18 protein-coding genes and 5 tRNA genes are annotated in these 15761 nt (G+C 71.1%); 18 read left to right on the forward strand and 5 right to left on the reverse strand.

The window, feature by feature from the left end:
- Positions 1-310: 310 nt before the first annotated feature.
- The 10 genes from AB4K12_RS18375 (at position 311) to AB4K12_RS18420 (ending at position 5555) form a co-directional block, all read left to right on the forward strand.
- Complete coding sequence (locus AB4K12_RS18375) at positions 311-505, forward strand: hypothetical protein (RefSeq protein WP_086571984.1); 195 nt, start codon at positions 311-313, stop codon at positions 503-505.
- 88 nt (positions 506-593) lie between these two features.
- On the forward strand, positions 594-1376 hold the full coding sequence (locus AB4K12_RS18380; protein ID WP_362250369.1) for a fumarylacetoacetate hydrolase family protein: 783 nt from the start codon (positions 594-596) through the stop codon (positions 1374-1376).
- Positions 1369-2844 carry a glutamate--tRNA ligase gene (gene gltX, locus AB4K12_RS18385; protein WP_368435174.1) on the forward strand — a complete coding sequence of 492 codons (1476 nt, stop codon included), beginning with the start codon at positions 1369-1371 and terminating at the stop codon, positions 2842-2844. The genes AB4K12_RS18380 and gltX overlap by 8 nt, the downstream gene beginning before the upstream one ends.
- 214 nt (positions 2845-3058) lie before the next feature.
- Positions 3059-3130 (forward strand) — tRNA-Gln (locus tag AB4K12_RS18390).
- An 81-nt stretch (positions 3131-3211) separates the two neighbouring features.
- Positions 3212-3284 (forward strand) — tRNA-Glu (locus AB4K12_RS18395).
- 39 nt (positions 3285-3323) lie between these two features.
- Positions 3324-3396, forward strand: a tRNA-Glu gene (locus AB4K12_RS18400).
- A 17-nt stretch (positions 3397-3413) separates the two neighbouring features.
- A tRNA-Gln gene (locus AB4K12_RS18405) sits at positions 3414-3485 on the forward strand.
- 42 nt (positions 3486-3527) lie between these two features.
- Positions 3528-3600 (forward strand) — tRNA-Glu (locus AB4K12_RS18410).
- An 88-nt stretch (positions 3601-3688) separates the two neighbouring features.
- Positions 3689-4591: an MEDS domain-containing protein gene (locus AB4K12_RS18415; protein ID WP_368435175.1), complete on the forward strand. Its 903-nt coding sequence runs from the start codon at positions 3689-3691 to the stop codon at positions 4589-4591.
- Positions 4581-5555, forward strand: coding sequence for an anti-sigma factor RsbA family regulatory protein (locus AB4K12_RS18420; RefSeq protein WP_368435176.1), 975 nt, complete (start codon positions 4581-4583; stop codon positions 5553-5555). Before AB4K12_RS18415 ends, AB4K12_RS18420 begins: the two co-directional genes overlap by 11 nt.
- A 9-nt stretch (positions 5556-5564) precedes the next feature.
- On the opposite strand, the gene ndgR is transcribed toward AB4K12_RS18420, so the two are convergent.
- Positions 5565-6293 (reverse strand): IclR family transcriptional regulator NdgR, encoded by a 729-nt coding sequence (ndgR, locus tag AB4K12_RS18425; protein ID WP_086571975.1) that lies wholly within the window; start codon positions 6291-6293, stop codon positions 5565-5567.
- A 126-nt stretch (positions 6294-6419) separates the two neighbouring features.
- Between ndgR and leuC the strand changes: the two genes are divergently transcribed.
- From leuC to AB4K12_RS18445, 4 genes are all read left to right on the forward strand, one after another.
- Positions 6420-7853 carry a 3-isopropylmalate dehydratase large subunit gene (gene leuC, locus AB4K12_RS18430; protein WP_368435177.1) on the forward strand — a complete coding sequence of 478 codons (1434 nt, stop codon included), beginning with the start codon at positions 6420-6422 and terminating at the stop codon, positions 7851-7853.
- A 3-nt stretch (positions 7854-7856) separates the two neighbouring features.
- Positions 7857-8450, forward strand: a complete 594-nt coding sequence (gene leuD, locus AB4K12_RS18435) for a 3-isopropylmalate dehydratase small subunit (RefSeq protein ID WP_368435178.1) — start codon at positions 7857-7859, stop codon at positions 8448-8450.
- A gap of 180 nt (positions 8451-8630) precedes the next feature.
- Positions 8631-8876, forward strand: a complete 246-nt coding sequence (locus AB4K12_RS18440; protein ID WP_086571969.1) for a hypothetical protein — start codon at positions 8631-8633, stop codon at positions 8874-8876.
- Positions 8877-8999: 123 nt separating this feature from the next.
- Positions 9000-9704, forward strand: coding sequence for an HU family DNA-binding protein (locus tag AB4K12_RS18445; protein ID WP_368435179.1), 705 nt, complete (start codon positions 9000-9002; stop codon positions 9702-9704).
- A gap of 87 nt (positions 9705-9791) precedes the next feature.
- On the opposite strand, the gene AB4K12_RS18450 is transcribed toward AB4K12_RS18445, so the two are convergent.
- A complete protein-coding gene (locus AB4K12_RS18450) occupies positions 9792-10007 on the reverse strand; it encodes a hypothetical protein (protein WP_362250348.1) in 216 nt (71 codons plus the stop codon).
- 10 nt (positions 10008-10017) lie between these two features.
- Positions 10018-10668: a 2-phospho-L-lactate guanylyltransferase gene (gene cofC / locus AB4K12_RS18455; RefSeq protein WP_368435180.1), complete on the reverse strand. Its 651-nt coding sequence runs from the start codon at positions 10666-10668 to the stop codon at positions 10018-10020.
- A gap of 173 nt (positions 10669-10841) precedes the next feature.
- Between cofC and AB4K12_RS18460 the strand changes: the two genes are divergently transcribed.
- Genes AB4K12_RS18460 through AB4K12_RS18470 form a run of 3 tightly spaced genes read left to right on the forward strand, consistent with a single transcriptional unit; the run spans position 10842 to position 13799 of the window.
- Positions 10842-11618, forward strand: coding sequence for a lysophospholipid acyltransferase family protein (locus AB4K12_RS18460; protein WP_368435181.1), 777 nt, complete (start codon positions 10842-10844; stop codon positions 11616-11618).
- On the forward strand, positions 11615-12616 hold the full coding sequence (locus tag AB4K12_RS18465; RefSeq protein WP_362250342.1) for an NAD(P)H-dependent glycerol-3-phosphate dehydrogenase: 1002 nt from the start codon (positions 11615-11617) through the stop codon (positions 12614-12616). Before AB4K12_RS18460 ends, AB4K12_RS18465 begins: the two co-directional genes overlap by 4 nt.
- Positions 12617-12650: 34 nt before the next feature.
- Entirely contained in the window at positions 12651-13799 is a 1149-nt protein-coding gene (locus AB4K12_RS18470; RefSeq protein ID WP_368435182.1) for a D-alanine--D-alanine ligase family protein, read from the forward strand.
- Positions 13800-13866: 67 nt separating this feature from the next.
- Here the strand turns inward: AB4K12_RS18470 and AB4K12_RS18475 are convergent, their stop codons facing one another.
- On the reverse strand, positions 13867-14373 hold the full coding sequence (locus tag AB4K12_RS18475; RefSeq protein ID WP_368435183.1) for a DUF3515 domain-containing protein: 507 nt from the start codon (positions 14371-14373) through the stop codon (positions 13867-13869).
- Between the two features lie 20 nt (positions 14374-14393).
- Positions 14394-14627, reverse strand: a complete 234-nt coding sequence (locus AB4K12_RS18480; protein ID WP_190063090.1) for an Lrp/AsnC ligand binding domain-containing protein — start codon at positions 14625-14627, stop codon at positions 14394-14396.
- 146 nt (positions 14628-14773) lie between these two features.
- Here AB4K12_RS18480 and AB4K12_RS18485 point away from each other — a divergent pair, with 146 nt between their 5' ends.
- Positions 14774-15745, forward strand: coding sequence for a thiamine-phosphate kinase (locus AB4K12_RS18485; protein ID WP_086571950.1), 972 nt, complete (start codon positions 14774-14776; stop codon positions 15743-15745).
- Positions 15746-15761: the final 16 nt, after the last annotated feature.

Consider the following 15761-nt stretch of genomic DNA (forward strand, 5'->3'; position numbering starts at 1 on the left):
GCCCTTTATGCCGGATTTAACGCCATGAGTCGCATGGCCCACCAGGGGACTTCCCGGGTGTCCCAGTCGCCATGATCAGGAGCGGAACGTGTGATTCAGCCCTGCAATGTCCGTTTCGTGGACCCCCGAACGCCGCCCGGTATGTCGCATTTTTCTGTTCAGTCGTGAGGAAACTCACAGGAGGCCCAGGACTTGTGCGGCGCGCGTCTGGGGATAGGGGCGCCTTAGCCTGGTTCTTTGCACCGGCCCGGAACAGGCCCCGAAGAGCGCCCGAGAACAGCGCCACCACCGACTACGCGAGGCACCTCCAGTGAAGACGACCATGCCGTCCCGCAAGACCGCCAACCCGCGCCGCACCACGCTCGCGCACCTGAAGGACGCCACCGCCCTCCTCGGCGCCTCCGTCGAGCGCCCGGAGCACGCGGTCGAGCTGCCGGGGGCCACCGCCAACCCGCGCCGCACGGTTCTGATGGTCGCGCCGCAGACCCAGCTGCCCCAGGACTAAACGCGAGAGCGCACGGGCCGCGCACGCCCCCCGCGATAGCCTGAGGTGGTCAGACTCCGGCCAATCAGACAAGGGGCGCGAGCTTCCCGTGCGCATCGCAAGGTTCTCCATCGACGGAAACGTCGCCTTCGGCGTCGTAGAGGGGGACGCCTCGACCGAGGGCGGTCCCGTCCTCGACATCATCAAGGGGCACCCCTTCGCGGAATTCGAGCGCTCGGGGCAGAAGATCCCGCTGAGCAAGGTGCGGCTGCTGCCGCCCGTTCTGCCCAACAAGGTCGTCGCCGTCGCCCGCAACTACGCCGAGCACGCCGCGGAACTGGGCAACGAGCTCCCCGAGGGGCCCGTCACCTTCTTCAAGCCCTCCACCGCCGTCATCGGCCCGGGCGACCCCATCGCCTACCCCTCCTTCTCCGAAGAGCTCCACCACGAGGCGGAGCTCGCCGTCGTCATCGGCCGCATGTGCCGCGAGGTCCCGCGCGAGCGCGTCAAGGACGTCATCCTCGGCTACACCTGCGCCAACGACGTCACCGCGCGCGACATCCAGCGCCGCGAGAAGCAGTGGGCCCGCGCCAAGGGCTTCGACACCTCCTGCCCCCTCGGCCCCTGGGTCGAGACCGAGCTCGACCCCTCCGACCTCGGCATCATGTGCACCGTGAACGGCGAACAGCGCCAGCTGGGCCGCACGGCCGAGATGGTGCACTCCATCGAGGACCTGATCGTCAACATCACCGAGGCGATGACGCTGCTCCCCGGCGACGTCGTCCTCACCGGCACCCCGGCCGGAGTCGGACCGCTCAACGTCGGCGACGAGGTCGCCGTCACCATCGAAGGCATCGGCACTCTCACCAACAAGGTGATCAAGCGTGGCTAACGCGAACGTCCGCGTACGTTTCTGTCCCTCGCCGACCGGCAACCCCCATGTGGGCCTGGTCCGCACCGCCCTGTTCAACTGGGCGTTCGCCCGCCATCACGGCGGCACCCTGGTCTTCCGCATCGAGGACACCGACGCGGCGCGCGACTCGGAGGAGTCGTACCAGCAGCTGCTGGACGCCATGCGCTGGCTGGGCCTGGACTGGGACGAGGGCCCCGAGGTGGGCGGCCCCCACGCGCCGTACCGGCAGTCGCAGCGCATGGACCTCTACAAGGACGTCGCGAAGAAGCTGCTCGAGGCCGGGCACGCCTACTACTGCTACTGCACCACCGAGGAGCTCGACGAGCGCCGCGACGCCGCCCGCGCGGCCGGCCGGCCCTCCGGCTACGACGGCACGTGCCGCGAGCTCGGCGACGAGCAGAAGGCGGAGTACGAGCGCCAGGGCCGCGAGCCCATCGTCCGCTTCCGGATGCCCGACGAGCCGATCACCTTCACCGACCTGGTACGCGGCGAGATGACCTTCACCCCGGAGAACGTTCCGGACTACGGCATCGTGCGGGCCAACGGCGCCCCCCTCTACACGCTCGTCAACCCCGTCGACGACGCACTGATGGAGATCACGCACGTGCTGCGCGGAGAGGACCTGCTCTCCTCCACCCCGCGCCAGATCGCCCTCTACCGCGCTCTCGCGGAGATCGGCGTCGGCAACGGCACCACCCCGGACTTCGGCCACCTGCCGTATGTGATGGGCGAGGGCAACAAGAAGCTCTCCAAGCGCGACCCGCAGTCCTCCCTCAACCTCTACCGGGAGCGCGGCTTCCTCCGCGAGGGCCTGCTGAACTACCTCTCGCTGCTCGGCTGGTCCCTCTCGGCCGACCAGGACCTCTTCACGATGGACGAGATGGTCGCCGCGTTCGACGTCAAGGACGTCAACGCCAACCCGGCCCGCTTCGACCTCAAGAAGTGCGAGGCGATCAACGCCGACCACATCCGCCGGCTCGACCCGAAGGCGTTCATCGACGCCTGCACCCCCTGGCTGCGCGCGCCGCACGCCAACTGGGCGGAGGAGAAGTTCGACCAGGCCGCCTGGGAGGCGATCGCCCCGCACGCCCAGACCCGGCTCACGGTGCTCTCCGACATCACCGCGAACGTCGACTTCCTCTTCCTGGACGAGCCCGTCGAGGACGAGGCGTCCTGGGCCAAGGCCATGAAGGAGGGCTCGGACGCCCTGCTGCGCACGGCCCGCGCCAAGCTCGCGGAGGCCGACTGGAACGCCGACGCGCTCAAGGCCGCCGTCGTCGCCGCGGGCGAGGAGCACGGCCTGAAGCTGGGCAAGGCCCAGGCGCCCGTCCGCGTGGCCGTCACCGGCCGTACGGTCGGCCTGCCGCTCTTCGAGTCCCTCGAGATCCTCGGCCGCGAGCGCACCCTGGCGCGCGTCGACGCCACCCTGGCGAAGCTCGGCGCCTGACGCCCGCGCACGTCCCGCCGTACGGGGCCCGGCAGCCTTCCCGAAGGCCGCCGGGCCCCGGTGCGTACGGCCGCCCGGAGACCAGGCGGGTTATCGATTTTGGACCCCAGTCCACCTTCGGGTAATGTTCTTCCTGCGCCGCCCGAGAGGGCCGAGAGGCCGGAGCGGAAGGCGCAAGCCGAGACAAGACCCCTTCCGGGGGGTCGAGTTACGGTGGGGTATGGTGTAATTGGCAGCACGAGGGTTTCTGGTTCCCTTAGTCTAGGTTCGAGTCCTGGTACCCCAGCAAGAGAAAATCCCGGTGGAAATTCTCTCGCAAAACTACTGATAAAGTAGAAACCGCGCGAAAGCGCAAAGCGAAGTGCAAGCCCCCGTTGTGTAGCGGCCTAGCACGCCGCCCTCTCAAGGCGGTAGCGCCGGTTCGAATCCGGTCGGGGGTACTGATTCCTCAGAGGGTGACCTCGAAGGGGATCGCTAGGGCCCCCGTTGTGTAGCGGCCTAGCACGCCGCCCTCTCAAGGCGGTAGCGCCGGTTCGAATCCGGTCGGGGGTACTGGTTAATAACCACCATGGGGTATGGTGTAATTGGCAGCACGAGGGTTTCTGGTTCCCTTAGTCTAGGTTCGAGTCCTGGTACCCCAGCGCAGATTGCTTTTTGAGTCTGCTGAGCAAAACCAAAAGCAGGCCCCCGTTGTGTAGCGGCCTAGCACGCCGCCCTCTCAAGGCGGTAGCGCCGGTTCGAATCCGGTCGGGGGTACAAAAAAGAAAGAATGCCTTTCGCTTCGGCGGAGGGCATTTTTTCATGCGTCCTTCCCCCGTCTCCCGGGCGGCGGGATAATCCCCGCATGGTCCAACCCCACGGCGTGCGCCGCCGGGTCCACGTCGGAGAGCTGCAACCCGGCGACCACGCGTGCCTGCTCTTCGAGTCGGACGAGGAGCGGGCCTCGATCCTGCGGGACTTCGTGCTCGGGGGACTGGACGCGCAGGACAAGATCCTCTATCTCAGCGGCGAGGACGACCCGCCCGGCCCCGGTGCCCTGCTGGACGAGTGCCGGCTCGACGGCACCCTCACCGCGCTGGACGGCCGCGTCGAGGTCGTACGCCTGGCGGAATTCCGCTCCGGTCAGGGCCGGTTGGAGGCCGCCGCCCTGCTGCGCCGGCTGCGCGGCGCCGCCCGCCGCTCGCGCGAGGAGGGCTATCGCGCGCTGCGCGTCGCGGGAGAGCCGTGCGCCGCCCTGCGCGGCGGGCACGGCCTGCCCGACGTTCCCCGGTTGCTGCGCTACGAGGCACTCCTCGCCGAGGAGTTCAGCTCCGACGAGACGCTCGCCGTCTGCCAGTACGACATCCGCCGCTGCGATCCGGCCGCGCTGGACGCGTGCGAGTCGGCGCACGCCCGCAGCGTGGAGGCCGACCCGCTGGTGCGGACGGCGGAGCTGGTCGTCGCCCGCACGTACCGCCCGCAGGGGCTGCGCATCGAGGGAGTGGTCGACGCGGGCTCCCACCGCCGGCTGCGGGACGCGCTGGGATCGGTCGCGGCGGTGCGCGGCGAGGTGTGCCTGGAGATGTCCGGGGTGGAGTTCCTCGACCTCGGCGGGCTGCGGCTGCTGATGACCTTCGCCCGCGCCCGCGCCGCCCGCCACCGCACCGTGGAGCTGAGCGGGCTGCCACGGCATCTGCTGCAGGTCATCACCGTCGTCGGCTGGGACCGGACACCCGGGCTCCGGCTGGGGGCCGTGCATGCCTGCTGAGCACGGGGCGGAGGGCGGCTTCGTCCACCACGCCTGCCTGTACGGGAGCGACGCGGAGTTCCTGGCGATGGCGGTGCCCTTCGTGCGCGAGGGGCTGGCGGCCGGCGAGCCCGTCCTGGCCGCGACGACGCCCGCCAACATCGAGCTGCTGCGGGACGCGCTGGGGGAGCGGGCCCACGCGCTGGACACCGCCGAGACCGCCTACTTCGGCCGCCGGCCCGTCGAGCGCGTCTCCGCGTTCCTGGGCTACCACGACCGCCGTGCCCGCCCCGGGCTGCGGATGCGGATGATCGCCGAGCCGGTGTGGTGCGGGAAGAGCGCCCGCCAGGTCGCGGAGTGGAAGCGCATGGAGTCCGGGCTCAACGTGCTGCTGGCCGGGCTGCCGCTGTGGATGATCTGCCCGTACGACACCAGGACGGCGCCCCGTGACGTGGCCAGGGCGGCCTGCGCCACACATCCCGCCCGGCTGGACGGGCAGCGGCTGATCCCCTGCGCGACCTACGCCGACCCCGCGGCGTACGCGGCGGCGATGCCGCTGCCCCGCTCCCCGGCGCCCCCCGGGGCGTCCCGCACGGGCCCCACGGACCGGCTCGGCGTGGTGCGCGGCTTCGCCCGGGAGCGGGCCGCGGCGGCCGGTCTGAGCGGGGAGCGGCTGGCCCTGGCCGTCCTGGCCGTGAGCGAGGCGGCGGGCTATCTGCTGTCGGGGGAGGGCGCCCGGCTCGCCCTGCGGGCCTGGCCGGAGCCGGGGGCGGTGGCGTACGAGCTGCTGCGCACCCAGCCGGTGGCCGCGGCCGAGGCCGTTCCCGCCTTCGCGGGCTTCCGCCCGCCGGGCCGGGCCGCGGCCCCCGAGGACGGCCTGTGGCTGGCCCGCACCCTCAGTGAGTGCCTGGACGTCCGCACAAAGGGCCCGCTGACGCGCCTGACGCTGCGCGTAGCGGGCCCCGGGGACGCCGAGCGGTGGTGAGGAGGTCCCTCAGCCGTTGCGCCGCAGCGCCTCCGTGAGGCGGAGGGCGGCGTCCAGCACCGCCTGGGCGTGCATGCGCCCGGGGTGGCGGGTGAGGCGCTCGATGGGGCCGGAGACCGAGACGGCGGCCACCACACGGTTGGAGGGGCCGCGCACGGGCGCCGAGACCGAGGCCACGCCCGGCTCCCGCTCGCCGATCGACTGGGCCCAGCCCCGCCGCCGTACGCCCGAGAGCGCCGTCGCCGTGAAGCGCGCCCCCTGCAGGCCGCGGTGCAGCCGCTCCGGCTCCTCCCAGGCCATGAGCACCTGGGCCGCCGAGCCGGCCTTCATCGGCAGCGTGGAGCCCACCGGCACGGTGTCCCGCAGGCCCGACAGCCGCTCCGCGGCCGCCACACAGATCCGCATGTCGCCCTGCCGGCGGTAGAGCTGCGCGCTCTCGCCCGTCACGTCCCGTAGGTGGGTGAGCACGGGGCCCGCCGTGGCCAGCAGCCGGTCCTCCCCGGCCGCGGCCGCGAGCTCGCTCAGCCGGGGCCCGAGTATGAACCGGCCCTGCATGTCGCGCGCCACCATCCGGTGGTGCTCCAGCGCCACCGCGAGCCGGTGCGCCGTGGGGCGCGCCAGGCCCGTCGCCGCGACCAGCCCGGCGAGGGTCGCCGGGCCGGACTCCAGAGCGCTCAGTACCAGAGCCGCCTTGTCGAGAACGCCCACACCGCTTGAGGCGCCACCAGAGTTGTCCATGCAACGATACTCCCGTCTCAAAGTATGAAACGCAAGTTCAAATTTTCCCGAGACGCTGCAACCTGGAACGCACAGCACCATCCGGCAACGAGTTGCCCGGCAGAGCCGCCGGCGAAAGGGACAGCGATGGGACGGACACTCGCGGAGAAGGTCTGGGACGACCACGTCGTCACGCGCGCCGAAGGCGAGCCCGACCTCCTCTTCATCGACCTGCACCTGCTCCACGAGGTCACCAGCCCGCAGGCCTTCGACGGTCTGCGCAAGGCCGGTCGTACGGTCCGCCGCACGGACCTGACCATCGCCACCGAGGACCACAACACCCCCACCCTCGACATCGACAAGCCCATCGCGGACCCGGTCTCCCGCACCCAGCTGGAGACCCTGCGCCGCAACTGCGCCGAGTTCGGCGTCCGCCTGCACCCGCTGGGCGATGTCGAGCAGGGCGTCGTCCACGTGGTGGGACCGCAGCTGGGCCTCACCCAGCCCGGCACGACCGTCGTCTGCGGTGACAGCCACACCTCCACCCACGGTGCGTTCGGCGCGCTGGCGTTCGGCATCGGCACCAGCCAGGTCGAGCACGTCCTGGCCACCCAGACGCTGCCGCTGTCGCCGTTCAAGACGATGGCGATCACCGTCGAGGGTGAGCTGCCGGAGGGCGTCACCGCCAAGGACCTGATCCTCGCGATCATCGCCAGGATCGGCACCGGCGGTGGTCAGGGCTACGTCATCGAGTACCGCGGCTCCGCCATCGAGAACCTGTCGATGGAAGCACGGATGACCGTGTGCAACATGTCCATCGAGGCGGGCGCCCGGGCCGGCATGATCGCCCCCGACGAGACCACCTTCGCCTACCTCAAGGACCGTCCCCACGCGCCCGCCGGCGCCGACTGGGACGCGGCCGTGGAGTACTGGCGCACCCTGCGCACCGCCGACGACGCCGTCTTCGACCGCGAGGTGGTCATCGACGCCACCGAGCTCTCCCCGTTCGTCACCTGGGGCACCAACCCGGGCCAGGGCGCGCCCCTGTCCTCGGCCGTGCCCGACCCGGCCTCCTACGAGGACGCCTCCGAGCGTCTCGCCGCCGAAAAGGCCCTGGAATACATGGGGTTGACGGCGGGTCAGGCGCTGCGGGACATCCGCGTGGACACCGTCTTCGTGGGCTCGTGCACCAACGGCCGGATCGAGGACCTGCGGGCCGCCGCGTCCGTCATCGAGGGCCGCGGCGTCGCCGACGGCGTCCGGATGCTGGTCGTCCCCGGCTCCGTGCGGGTGGCGCTGCAGGCCGTCGAGGAGGGGCTGGACAAGGTGTTCACCGCGGCCGGCGCCGAGTGGCGGCACGCCGGCTGCTCGATGTGTCTGGGCATGAACCCCGACCAACTCGCGCCCGGCGAGCGGTCCGCGTCGACCTCCAACCGCAACTTCGAGGGCAGGCAGGGCAAGGGCGGCCGCACCCACCTGGTCTCCCCGCAGGTCGCCGCCGCCACCGCCGTCCTGGGACACCTGGCCTCCCCGGCCGACCTGACCGACGCCACCGCACACCGCACCCCCCTGGAGGTCTGAGCCATGGAAGCCTTCACCACGCACACCGGCCGGGCCGTCCCGCTGCGCCGGAGCAACGTCGACACCGACCAGATCATCCCGGCGCACTGGCTGAAGAAGGTGACCCGCGACGGCTTCGAGGACGGGCTCTTCGAGGCCTGGCGCAAGGACCCGGAGTTCGTGCTGAACCGTCCCGAGCGCGCCGGCGCCTCGGTCCTGGTGGCCGGCCCCGACTTCGGTACCGGCTCCTCCCGGGAGCACGCGGTCTGGGCGCTGCAGAACTACGGCTTCAAGGCCGTCGTATCGTCCCGGTTCGCCGACATCTTCCGTGGCAACTCGCTCAAGAACGGGCTGCTGACGGTGGTCCTGCCGCAGGAGACCGTGGAGGCGCTGTGGGAGCTGACCGAGAACGATCCCTCAGTCGAGGTGACGGTCGATCTCGTGGCCCGGGAGGTACGGGCCGAGGGGGTAACGGCCGGATTCGACCTTGACGAGAACGCCCGCTGGCGTCTGCTGGAGGGGCTGGACGACATCGGTCTGACCCTCCGGCACGAGGCGGACATCGTCGCCTACGAGTCCCGCAGGCCCTCTTTCAAGCCCTCCACTACCCTGATCTGAGGGTCGATTCCGGCTCGTTTGGCCCAGTGTCACACGGGTCGGAACGGCTTACCGAGGCCCCGGATTTTCGCTGCTCACCCAGGGTTTGGCATGATGCGCCCCCTGTCTTCGGACAGGGGGCGCGTTGCTTTGTTGAGGGCCCGTGAAGCGACAACTCGCCTCAGATGGCACAATCGGTGCATGGAACGCGACAGCCAACTCGAGCTTTACCGGCTTGTCGCCGACCAACTGAAGGAAGCGCACACGAAAGTGCGCACACTGCAAGTCCCGGAGGGCGTACGGATGGCGCTGTCCCGGCAGCTGCTGGCCATCACGGCCTCGGCGAAGCACGATCTCTCAGGTGCGGCAAGGCGCCTGGACCGGCTGATGAACGACCTCGACGAGGGCCGTTTCCCCCAAGAGCCCGACACCGACGGAACTCCGTGATGGGTCGAGTTCGTTGCGGCACAAGGGTGATTAGACCGTTTCGTGTTTGATTTGCGGTATATATCTGCCTAACGTGCGAAAAAGCTGGAGCACATTCCAGCCAATGTCTCCGAAGGGGAAGACGTGAACAAGGCGCAGCTCGTTGAAGCGATTGCCGACAAGCTCGGCGGCCGTCAGCAGGCCGCGGACGCCGTCGACGCTGTTCTCGACGCGATGGTCCGTGCGGTTGTCGCCGGTGACCGGGTCTCGGTGACCGGTTTCGGCTCGTTCGAGAAGGTCGACCGTCCTGCCCGTTACGCCCGTAACCCGCAGACGGGTGAGCGGGTCCGGGTCAAGAAGACCTCGGTGCCGCGCTTCCGCGCCGGTCAGGGCTTCAAGGACCTGGTGGCCGGTACGAAGAAGCTGCCGAAGGGCGGCGAGGTCTCCGTCAAGAAGGCGCCCAAGGGCAGCCTTTCGGGCGGCAAGGTGACCGCCAAGGCCGCGGCCAAGAAGGCCACCGCCAAGAAGGCCACCGCCGCGAAGAAGACCACGGCCGCCAAGAAGGCGACCGCGGTCAAGGCCACGCCGGCGAAGAAGACCACCGCCGTCGCGAAGAAGGCGACCACGGCCAAGAAGGCCACCACCGCCAAGAAGGCGGCTCCCGCCACCAAGGCGGCCGCGGCCAAGAAGACCACCGCCGCGAAGAAGACCACCGCCGTCGCGAAGAAGGCGGCCCCGGCCAAGAAGGCGGCCGCCGCGAAGAAGACCGCGCCCGCCAAGAAGGCCACCACGCGCACCACCACCGCGCGCAAGACCACCGCCAAGAAGACCACCGCCAAGAAGAAGTAAGGCGGCGACCACGGCGTCACGCGCCGGGCCGGGCTCCCTCCGGGGAGCCCGGCCCGCGGTGCGTCAGGGCCCGTGCGGGCCGGGCGCTCAGAACGTCTGCAGCGTCACCAAGGTCACACGGCGCTCCGCCACCGGGCCCGCGTCGCCCTCCGCGAACTCGATCCGCACCCGCTGTCCCGGCCGCAGCAGCCGCAGGCCCCCTGCGTCGAACGCCGCCGTGTCGAAGGGCACGGGCGTGCCGTCGTCCAGGAGAACGCTCCCGGAGCGGGTCGAAGGGTCGAAGGTGTACGCGGTGGCCTGCATGGTCAGCAGCCTAGTCCGCCGCCCGGGCGGCCAGCGGCACGCCGCCGGTGACGGCCGCCGTGCGGGGCCCCACGCCCAGCGCCAGGGCCGCCCGTAAATCCTCCGCCGTGTCCACGTCCCGGCGCACGGAATCCACGCCCGTCAGGGCTATCTCATGCGCTCCCGAGGCGTGATGACGGGCACGCGAACGCCCCTCGAACGCCGGACCCAATTCCATTCCGGGCGCCGCCGAGAGCAGTGTCGTACCGATTCCCGCGGCATCCGCGAGAAATGCGCGCGGGAATTCCGTGGCGAAATCGAGCACCCGCCCGAGTTCCGGTGTGCGCAGCGCCGGGAGATCCGCGTTCAGCGTCGCCACCGCCGCGTCCGGACGGTGGGCGCGTACCGCTCGCGCACCGTGCTCCAGCGCCGCGTTGAGCCCCCCGGCCCCCGGCGGCTCGGGCAGCACCCGGGCGCCCAGCGCGGCCAGCTCCGCCCCGGCCAGCGGGTCGCGGGTGACGACCGCCACATCCCGCACCGACCGGCACTCCAGCGCCGCGGCCACCGTGTCCAGGGCGAAGGCCAGCGCGAGCGCCGGGCCGGGCAGCCGCCCGGGGTCCGCCCGCAGCCGGCTCTTGGCCATGGCCAGCGGCTTCAGCGGCACCACCAGCGTCCAGACCACATCCGCCCCCTCTCTTCGCTTCGGCCCCATTGTCACCCGCTGCCGCCGCCATGACCGGAACGCGGGGTTACGGTGTTCTCGACAGACCGGGTACCTGGGGCGACACTTGTCCGGCCCCCGGGTGAGCAGCACGACCCGCAGCAGCTTCCAGGTCCCAACAGAAGGGTGTCCGAGTGTCCCGCCGCAGAATCGGCTTCTGGTACCGCTTTACGGCGGTGTTGGCGAAACCGCCGCTCGTGGTTCTGTTCAAGCGGGACTGGCAGGGAATGGAGCACATTCCGGCCGACGGCGGATTCATCACCGCGGTCAACCACAACTCCTATCTGGACCCGTTGTCGTACGCCCACTTCCAGTACAACACCGGGCGCGTCCCCCGCTTCCTGGCCAAGGCCGGCCTCTTCAAGGGCAGCTTCGTCGGCACCATCCTGCGCGGCACCGGGCAGATTCCCGTCTACCGCGAATCCGCCGACGCCGCCGCGGCCTTCCGGGCCGCCGTGGACGCCATCAACAAGGGCGAGTGCGTGGCCTTCTACCCCGAGGGCACCCTCACCCGCGATCCGGACATGTGGCCCATGGAGGGCAAGACCGGCGCCGCCCGCGTCGCGCTGCTCACCAAGGCGCCCGTCATCCCGGTCGCCCAGTGGGGCGCCAACGAGGCGATGCCGCCGTACGCCAAGGAGAACAAGCTCCGGCTGTTCCCCCGCAAGACCCTCAAGGTGCTCGCGGGCCCGCCCGTCGACCTCTCCGCCTACTACGGCAAGGAACCCACCGCCGAGGTCCTGCGGGAGGTCACCGACGTCATCATGCGGGCGATCACCGAGCTCCTCGCCGAACTCCGCGGCGAGCCCGCCCCCGCCGAGCCGTACAACCACAAGAAGGCCCGCACCGCCGCCCGCCGGCAGCGGACGGCCACCGGCACAGCGGCTTCGGCCGAGGAGGACAGCAAGTGACGCGCGTCGCCGTCTACGGCACCGGATCCTGGGGCACCGCCTTCGCGATGGTCCTCGCCGACGCCGGCTGCGAGGTGACCATGTGGGGCCGCCGCGCCGCCCTCGTGGACGCCGTCAACACCGGCCGCACCAACCCCGACTACCTCCCCGGCGTCGAGCTCCCCGCGGCCGTACGGGCCACCACCGACCCCGCCGAGGCGGCCGACGGCGCGGCGTTCACCGTCCTCGCCGTCCCCTCGCAGACCGTGCGCGGCAACCTCACCGAGTGGGCGCCCCTGCTGCCGGCCGACACCGTGCTCGTATCCCTGATGAAGGGCATCGAACTGGGCACCGCCAAGCGGATGAGCGAGGTCATCGAGGAGGTCGCCAAGGTCTCCCCGGACCGTGTCGCCGTCCTCACCGGCCCCAACCTGGCCAAGGAGATCGCGGCCCGGCAGCCCGCCGCCGCCGTCGTGGCCTGCCGCGACGAGTCCGTCGCCAAGCGCCTGCAGGCGGCCTGCCACACCCCTTACTTCCGCCCCTACACCAACACCGACGTCGTCGGCTGCGAACTGGGCGGCGCCGTCAAGAACGTCATCGCCCTGGCCGTGGGCATCGCCGACGGCATGGGGCTCGGCGACAACGCCAAGGCCTCCCTCATCACCCGCGGCCTGGCCGAGACGACGCGCCTGGGCCTGGCCATGGGGGCCGACGCCCACACCTTCGCCGGCCTCGCGGGCATGGGCGACCTCGTCGCCACCTGCTCCTCGCCGCTGTCCCGCAACCACACCTTCGGCGCCAACCTCGGCCGGGGCATGACCCTCGCCGAGACCATCGCGGTCACCAAGCAGACCGCCGAGGGCGTCAAGTCCTGTGAGTCCGTGCTCGATCTGGCCGGTCGTCATGATGTCGACATGCCGATCACGGAGACGGTCGTGGACATCGTGCACGAGGGCAAGCCGCCCCTGGTGGCCCTCAAGGAGCTCATGTCGCGCAGCGCCAAGCCCGAGCGGCACTGACGCACCCGCCGTCAGCAGGTACTCTCGACGCGATATGAGCAGCGAGACCTCCACCCAGAGCCCTGACCGGAAGCCGCGTGTCGCGGTCGTCTTCGGCGGCCGCAGTTCCGAACACGCCATCTCCGTGGTCACCGCGGGCGCCGTCCTGCGCGCCATCGACCGCACCAAGTACGAGGTGCTGCCGATCGGTATCACCACCGACGGCCGTTGGGTCCTGACCGCCGACGACCCCGATCGGATGGCCATCGCCGGGCGCGAGCTGCCCGCCGTCGAGGACCTCACCGAGTCGGCCGACGGCGGCGTCCTGCTGCCCGTCACCCCCGCCAGCCGCGAGGTCGTCTACACCGAGCCGGGCGCCGTGCCCAAGGTGCTGGGCGAGGTCGACGTCGTCTTCCCCGTGCTGCACGGCCCCTACGGCGAGGACGGCACCCTCCAGGGCCTGCTGGAGCTGGCCGGCATTCCTTACGTCGGCGCGGGCGTCCTCGCCTCCGCCGTCGGCCAGGACAAGGAGTACATGAAGCGGGTCTTCCTCTCCTTCGGGCTGCCCGTCGGCCCGTACGAGGTGATCCGCCCCCGCGAGTGGCAGGCCGACCCGGCCGCCGCCCGTAAGAAGATCGTGGACTTCGCCGGCGAGCACGGCTGGCCGCTCTTCGTGAAGCCCGCCCGGGCCGGCTCCTCCATGGGCATCACCAAGGTCGACGACGTCTCGGGCCTGGACGAGGCCATCGCCGAGGCGCAGCGCCACGACCCGAAGATCCTGGTCGAATCGTTGCTGCGCGGCCGTGAGATCGAGTGCGGCGTGCTCGAGTTCGAGGAGGGCCCGCGCGCCAGCGTGCCCGCCGAGATCCCCCCGGTCAGCGCGCACGACTTCTACGACTTCGAGGCCAAGTACATCGACTCGGCCTCCGGCATCGTGCCCGCCCCGCTGAGCGAGGACGAGACCCGCCGGGTCCAGGAGCTGGCCGTGGAGGCCTTCGAGGCCGCCTCCTGCGAGGGCCTGGTCCGCGCGGACTTCTTCCTCACCGAGGACGGCGAGTTCGTGATCAACGAGATCAACACCATGCCCGGTTTCACGCCCATCTCCATGTACCCGCGCATGTGGCAGGAGACCGGCGTGGAGTACCCCGAGCTGGTCGACCGCCTCGTGCAGGCCGCCCTGCGCCGCCCCACGGGCCTGCGCTAGCGCCGCGACCCGGACCGGGCCCGCGAACACGGGCCCGGGTCCGGACCCTGTGACCAGGGGCCGGGGATCAGGGCAGGACGCCCACCGGGATCGTCTTGCGGACGGCGTCGGCGAGATCGGTCAGCGCACTGATGTCGCCGGCCTCGCCCACCACCTTCTTCGGCAGCGTGACCTCGACCCACGCCTGCCGCAGCGTCGTGGTGCAGCGGACGCTGCCGTCCGGCTGCCGCTCGGGCAGCCAGCCGACGCCGTCGATCTCCACCGAATCGGCCGTGGGGTTGTAGTGTTCGGTGCCGGGCGTAAGGATCTTGGGACGTCCCACCCCGCAGCGCAGCGAGATCGCCGGGTCACCCCACACGGCGGTGAGGTCGGAGACCGGATCGGCGGCACGCCGCTTTCGCCCGTCCACGGTTTCGGGCAACTCCTTGTGCAGCGCCCGGCAGAGTTCGGCCTGCCGCGCCGGCGGCGTGGGCACCGCCGGGCTCGCCTTGCCGTCCGGGGCCGAACAGGCCACGGACGCGCACAGCAGGGCGAGAGCGGGCAGGCCGAGGGGCCGGCGAAGCGAAGTCTTCACCGGCCGAGCATACGGGGGAGCTAGATATGGACGACCGGGCAGGTCAGGGTGCGGGTGATGCCCTCGACCTTCTGGACCTTGGCGACCACCATCCGGCCGAGTTCGTCCACGGTGTCCGCCTGGGCGCGCACGATCACGTCGTACGGCCCGGTGACGTCCTCGGCCTGAATCACTCCCTCGATCTTTCCGATGACTTCGGCCACGGTCGACGCCTTGCCGACCTCGGTCTGGATCAGGATGTACGCCTGTACCACGGAACCTCCAGGGCGGCTACGAGGATCATGTGGGGAGAAGAGACGCCACGGTACCGCGTCGTCGCACGGTGCGGGGAGACCCGCGCGGCCTGCGCGGCGTGGAACACGTCACGAACAGGGCAACCGACACTCCGAGGAGGAGCTCAGTGAAAGGCACCGTGGGCGAGTTGGGGGAGTTCGGGCTCATCAGAGAGCTGACCTCCCGTCTCACCACCACCCCGGCGGTCCGTCTCGGGCCGGGTGACGACGCCGCGGTGGTCGCCGCGCCCGACCGGCGGGTCGTGGCCAGTACGGACGTGCTCCTGGAGGGCCGGCACTTCCGTCGCGACTGGTCCACCGCCTACGACGTCGGCCGCAAGGCCGCGGCCCAGAACCTCGCCGACATCGCCGCCATGGGCGCCGTCCCCACGGCCGTCCTGCTCGCCCTCGTCGTCCCCGCCGAGCTCCCCGCCACCTGGCCGACCGAGCTGATGGACGGCATCCGCGACGAGTGCCAGGTCGCCGGAGCGGCCGTGGTCGGCGGGGACGTGGTCCGCGGCGAGACGATCACCGTGGCCATCACGGCCCTCGGCGACCTGCGCAACCACGAGCCGGTCACCCGCTCCGGGGCCCGGGCCGGCGACGTCGTCGCCGTCACCGGCTGGCTGGGCTGGTCCGCGGCCGGCCTCGCCGTGCTCTCCCGGGGCTTCCGCTCGCCGCGCGCCTTCGTCGAGGCCCACCGCCGGCCCGAACCGCCCTACCACGCGGGTCCGGCCGCCGCCGCGCTCGGCGCCACCGCCATGACCGACGTCAGCGACGGCCTCATCGCCGACCTCGGGCACATCGCCGAGGCCAGCAAGGTCCGTATCGACCTGCGTACGGCCGCCATCGACGTGCCCACGCAGATGTACGACATCGGCCAGGCCGTCGGCGTCGACCCCCTGCAGTGGGTGCTCACCGGGGGAGAGGACCACGCCATCGTCGCCACCTTCCCGTCGGACGTGAAGCTGCCCGCGCGCTGGAAGATCATCGGCGAGGTGGTCAACCCCTCCGCGCTGCCCCAGGTCACCGTCGACGGCGCGCCCTGGGACAAGGCGGGCGGCTGGGACCACTTCGGGGACCTCGACCCCGAGGAGTAGCGCCCGGGCCCCTCGC

This window comes from Streptomyces sp. C36 (genome assembly GCF_040932295.1).
In the GTDB taxonomy this organism is placed as follows: domain Bacteria; phylum Actinomycetota; class Actinomycetes; order Streptomycetales; family Streptomycetaceae; genus Streptomyces; species Streptomyces triculaminicus.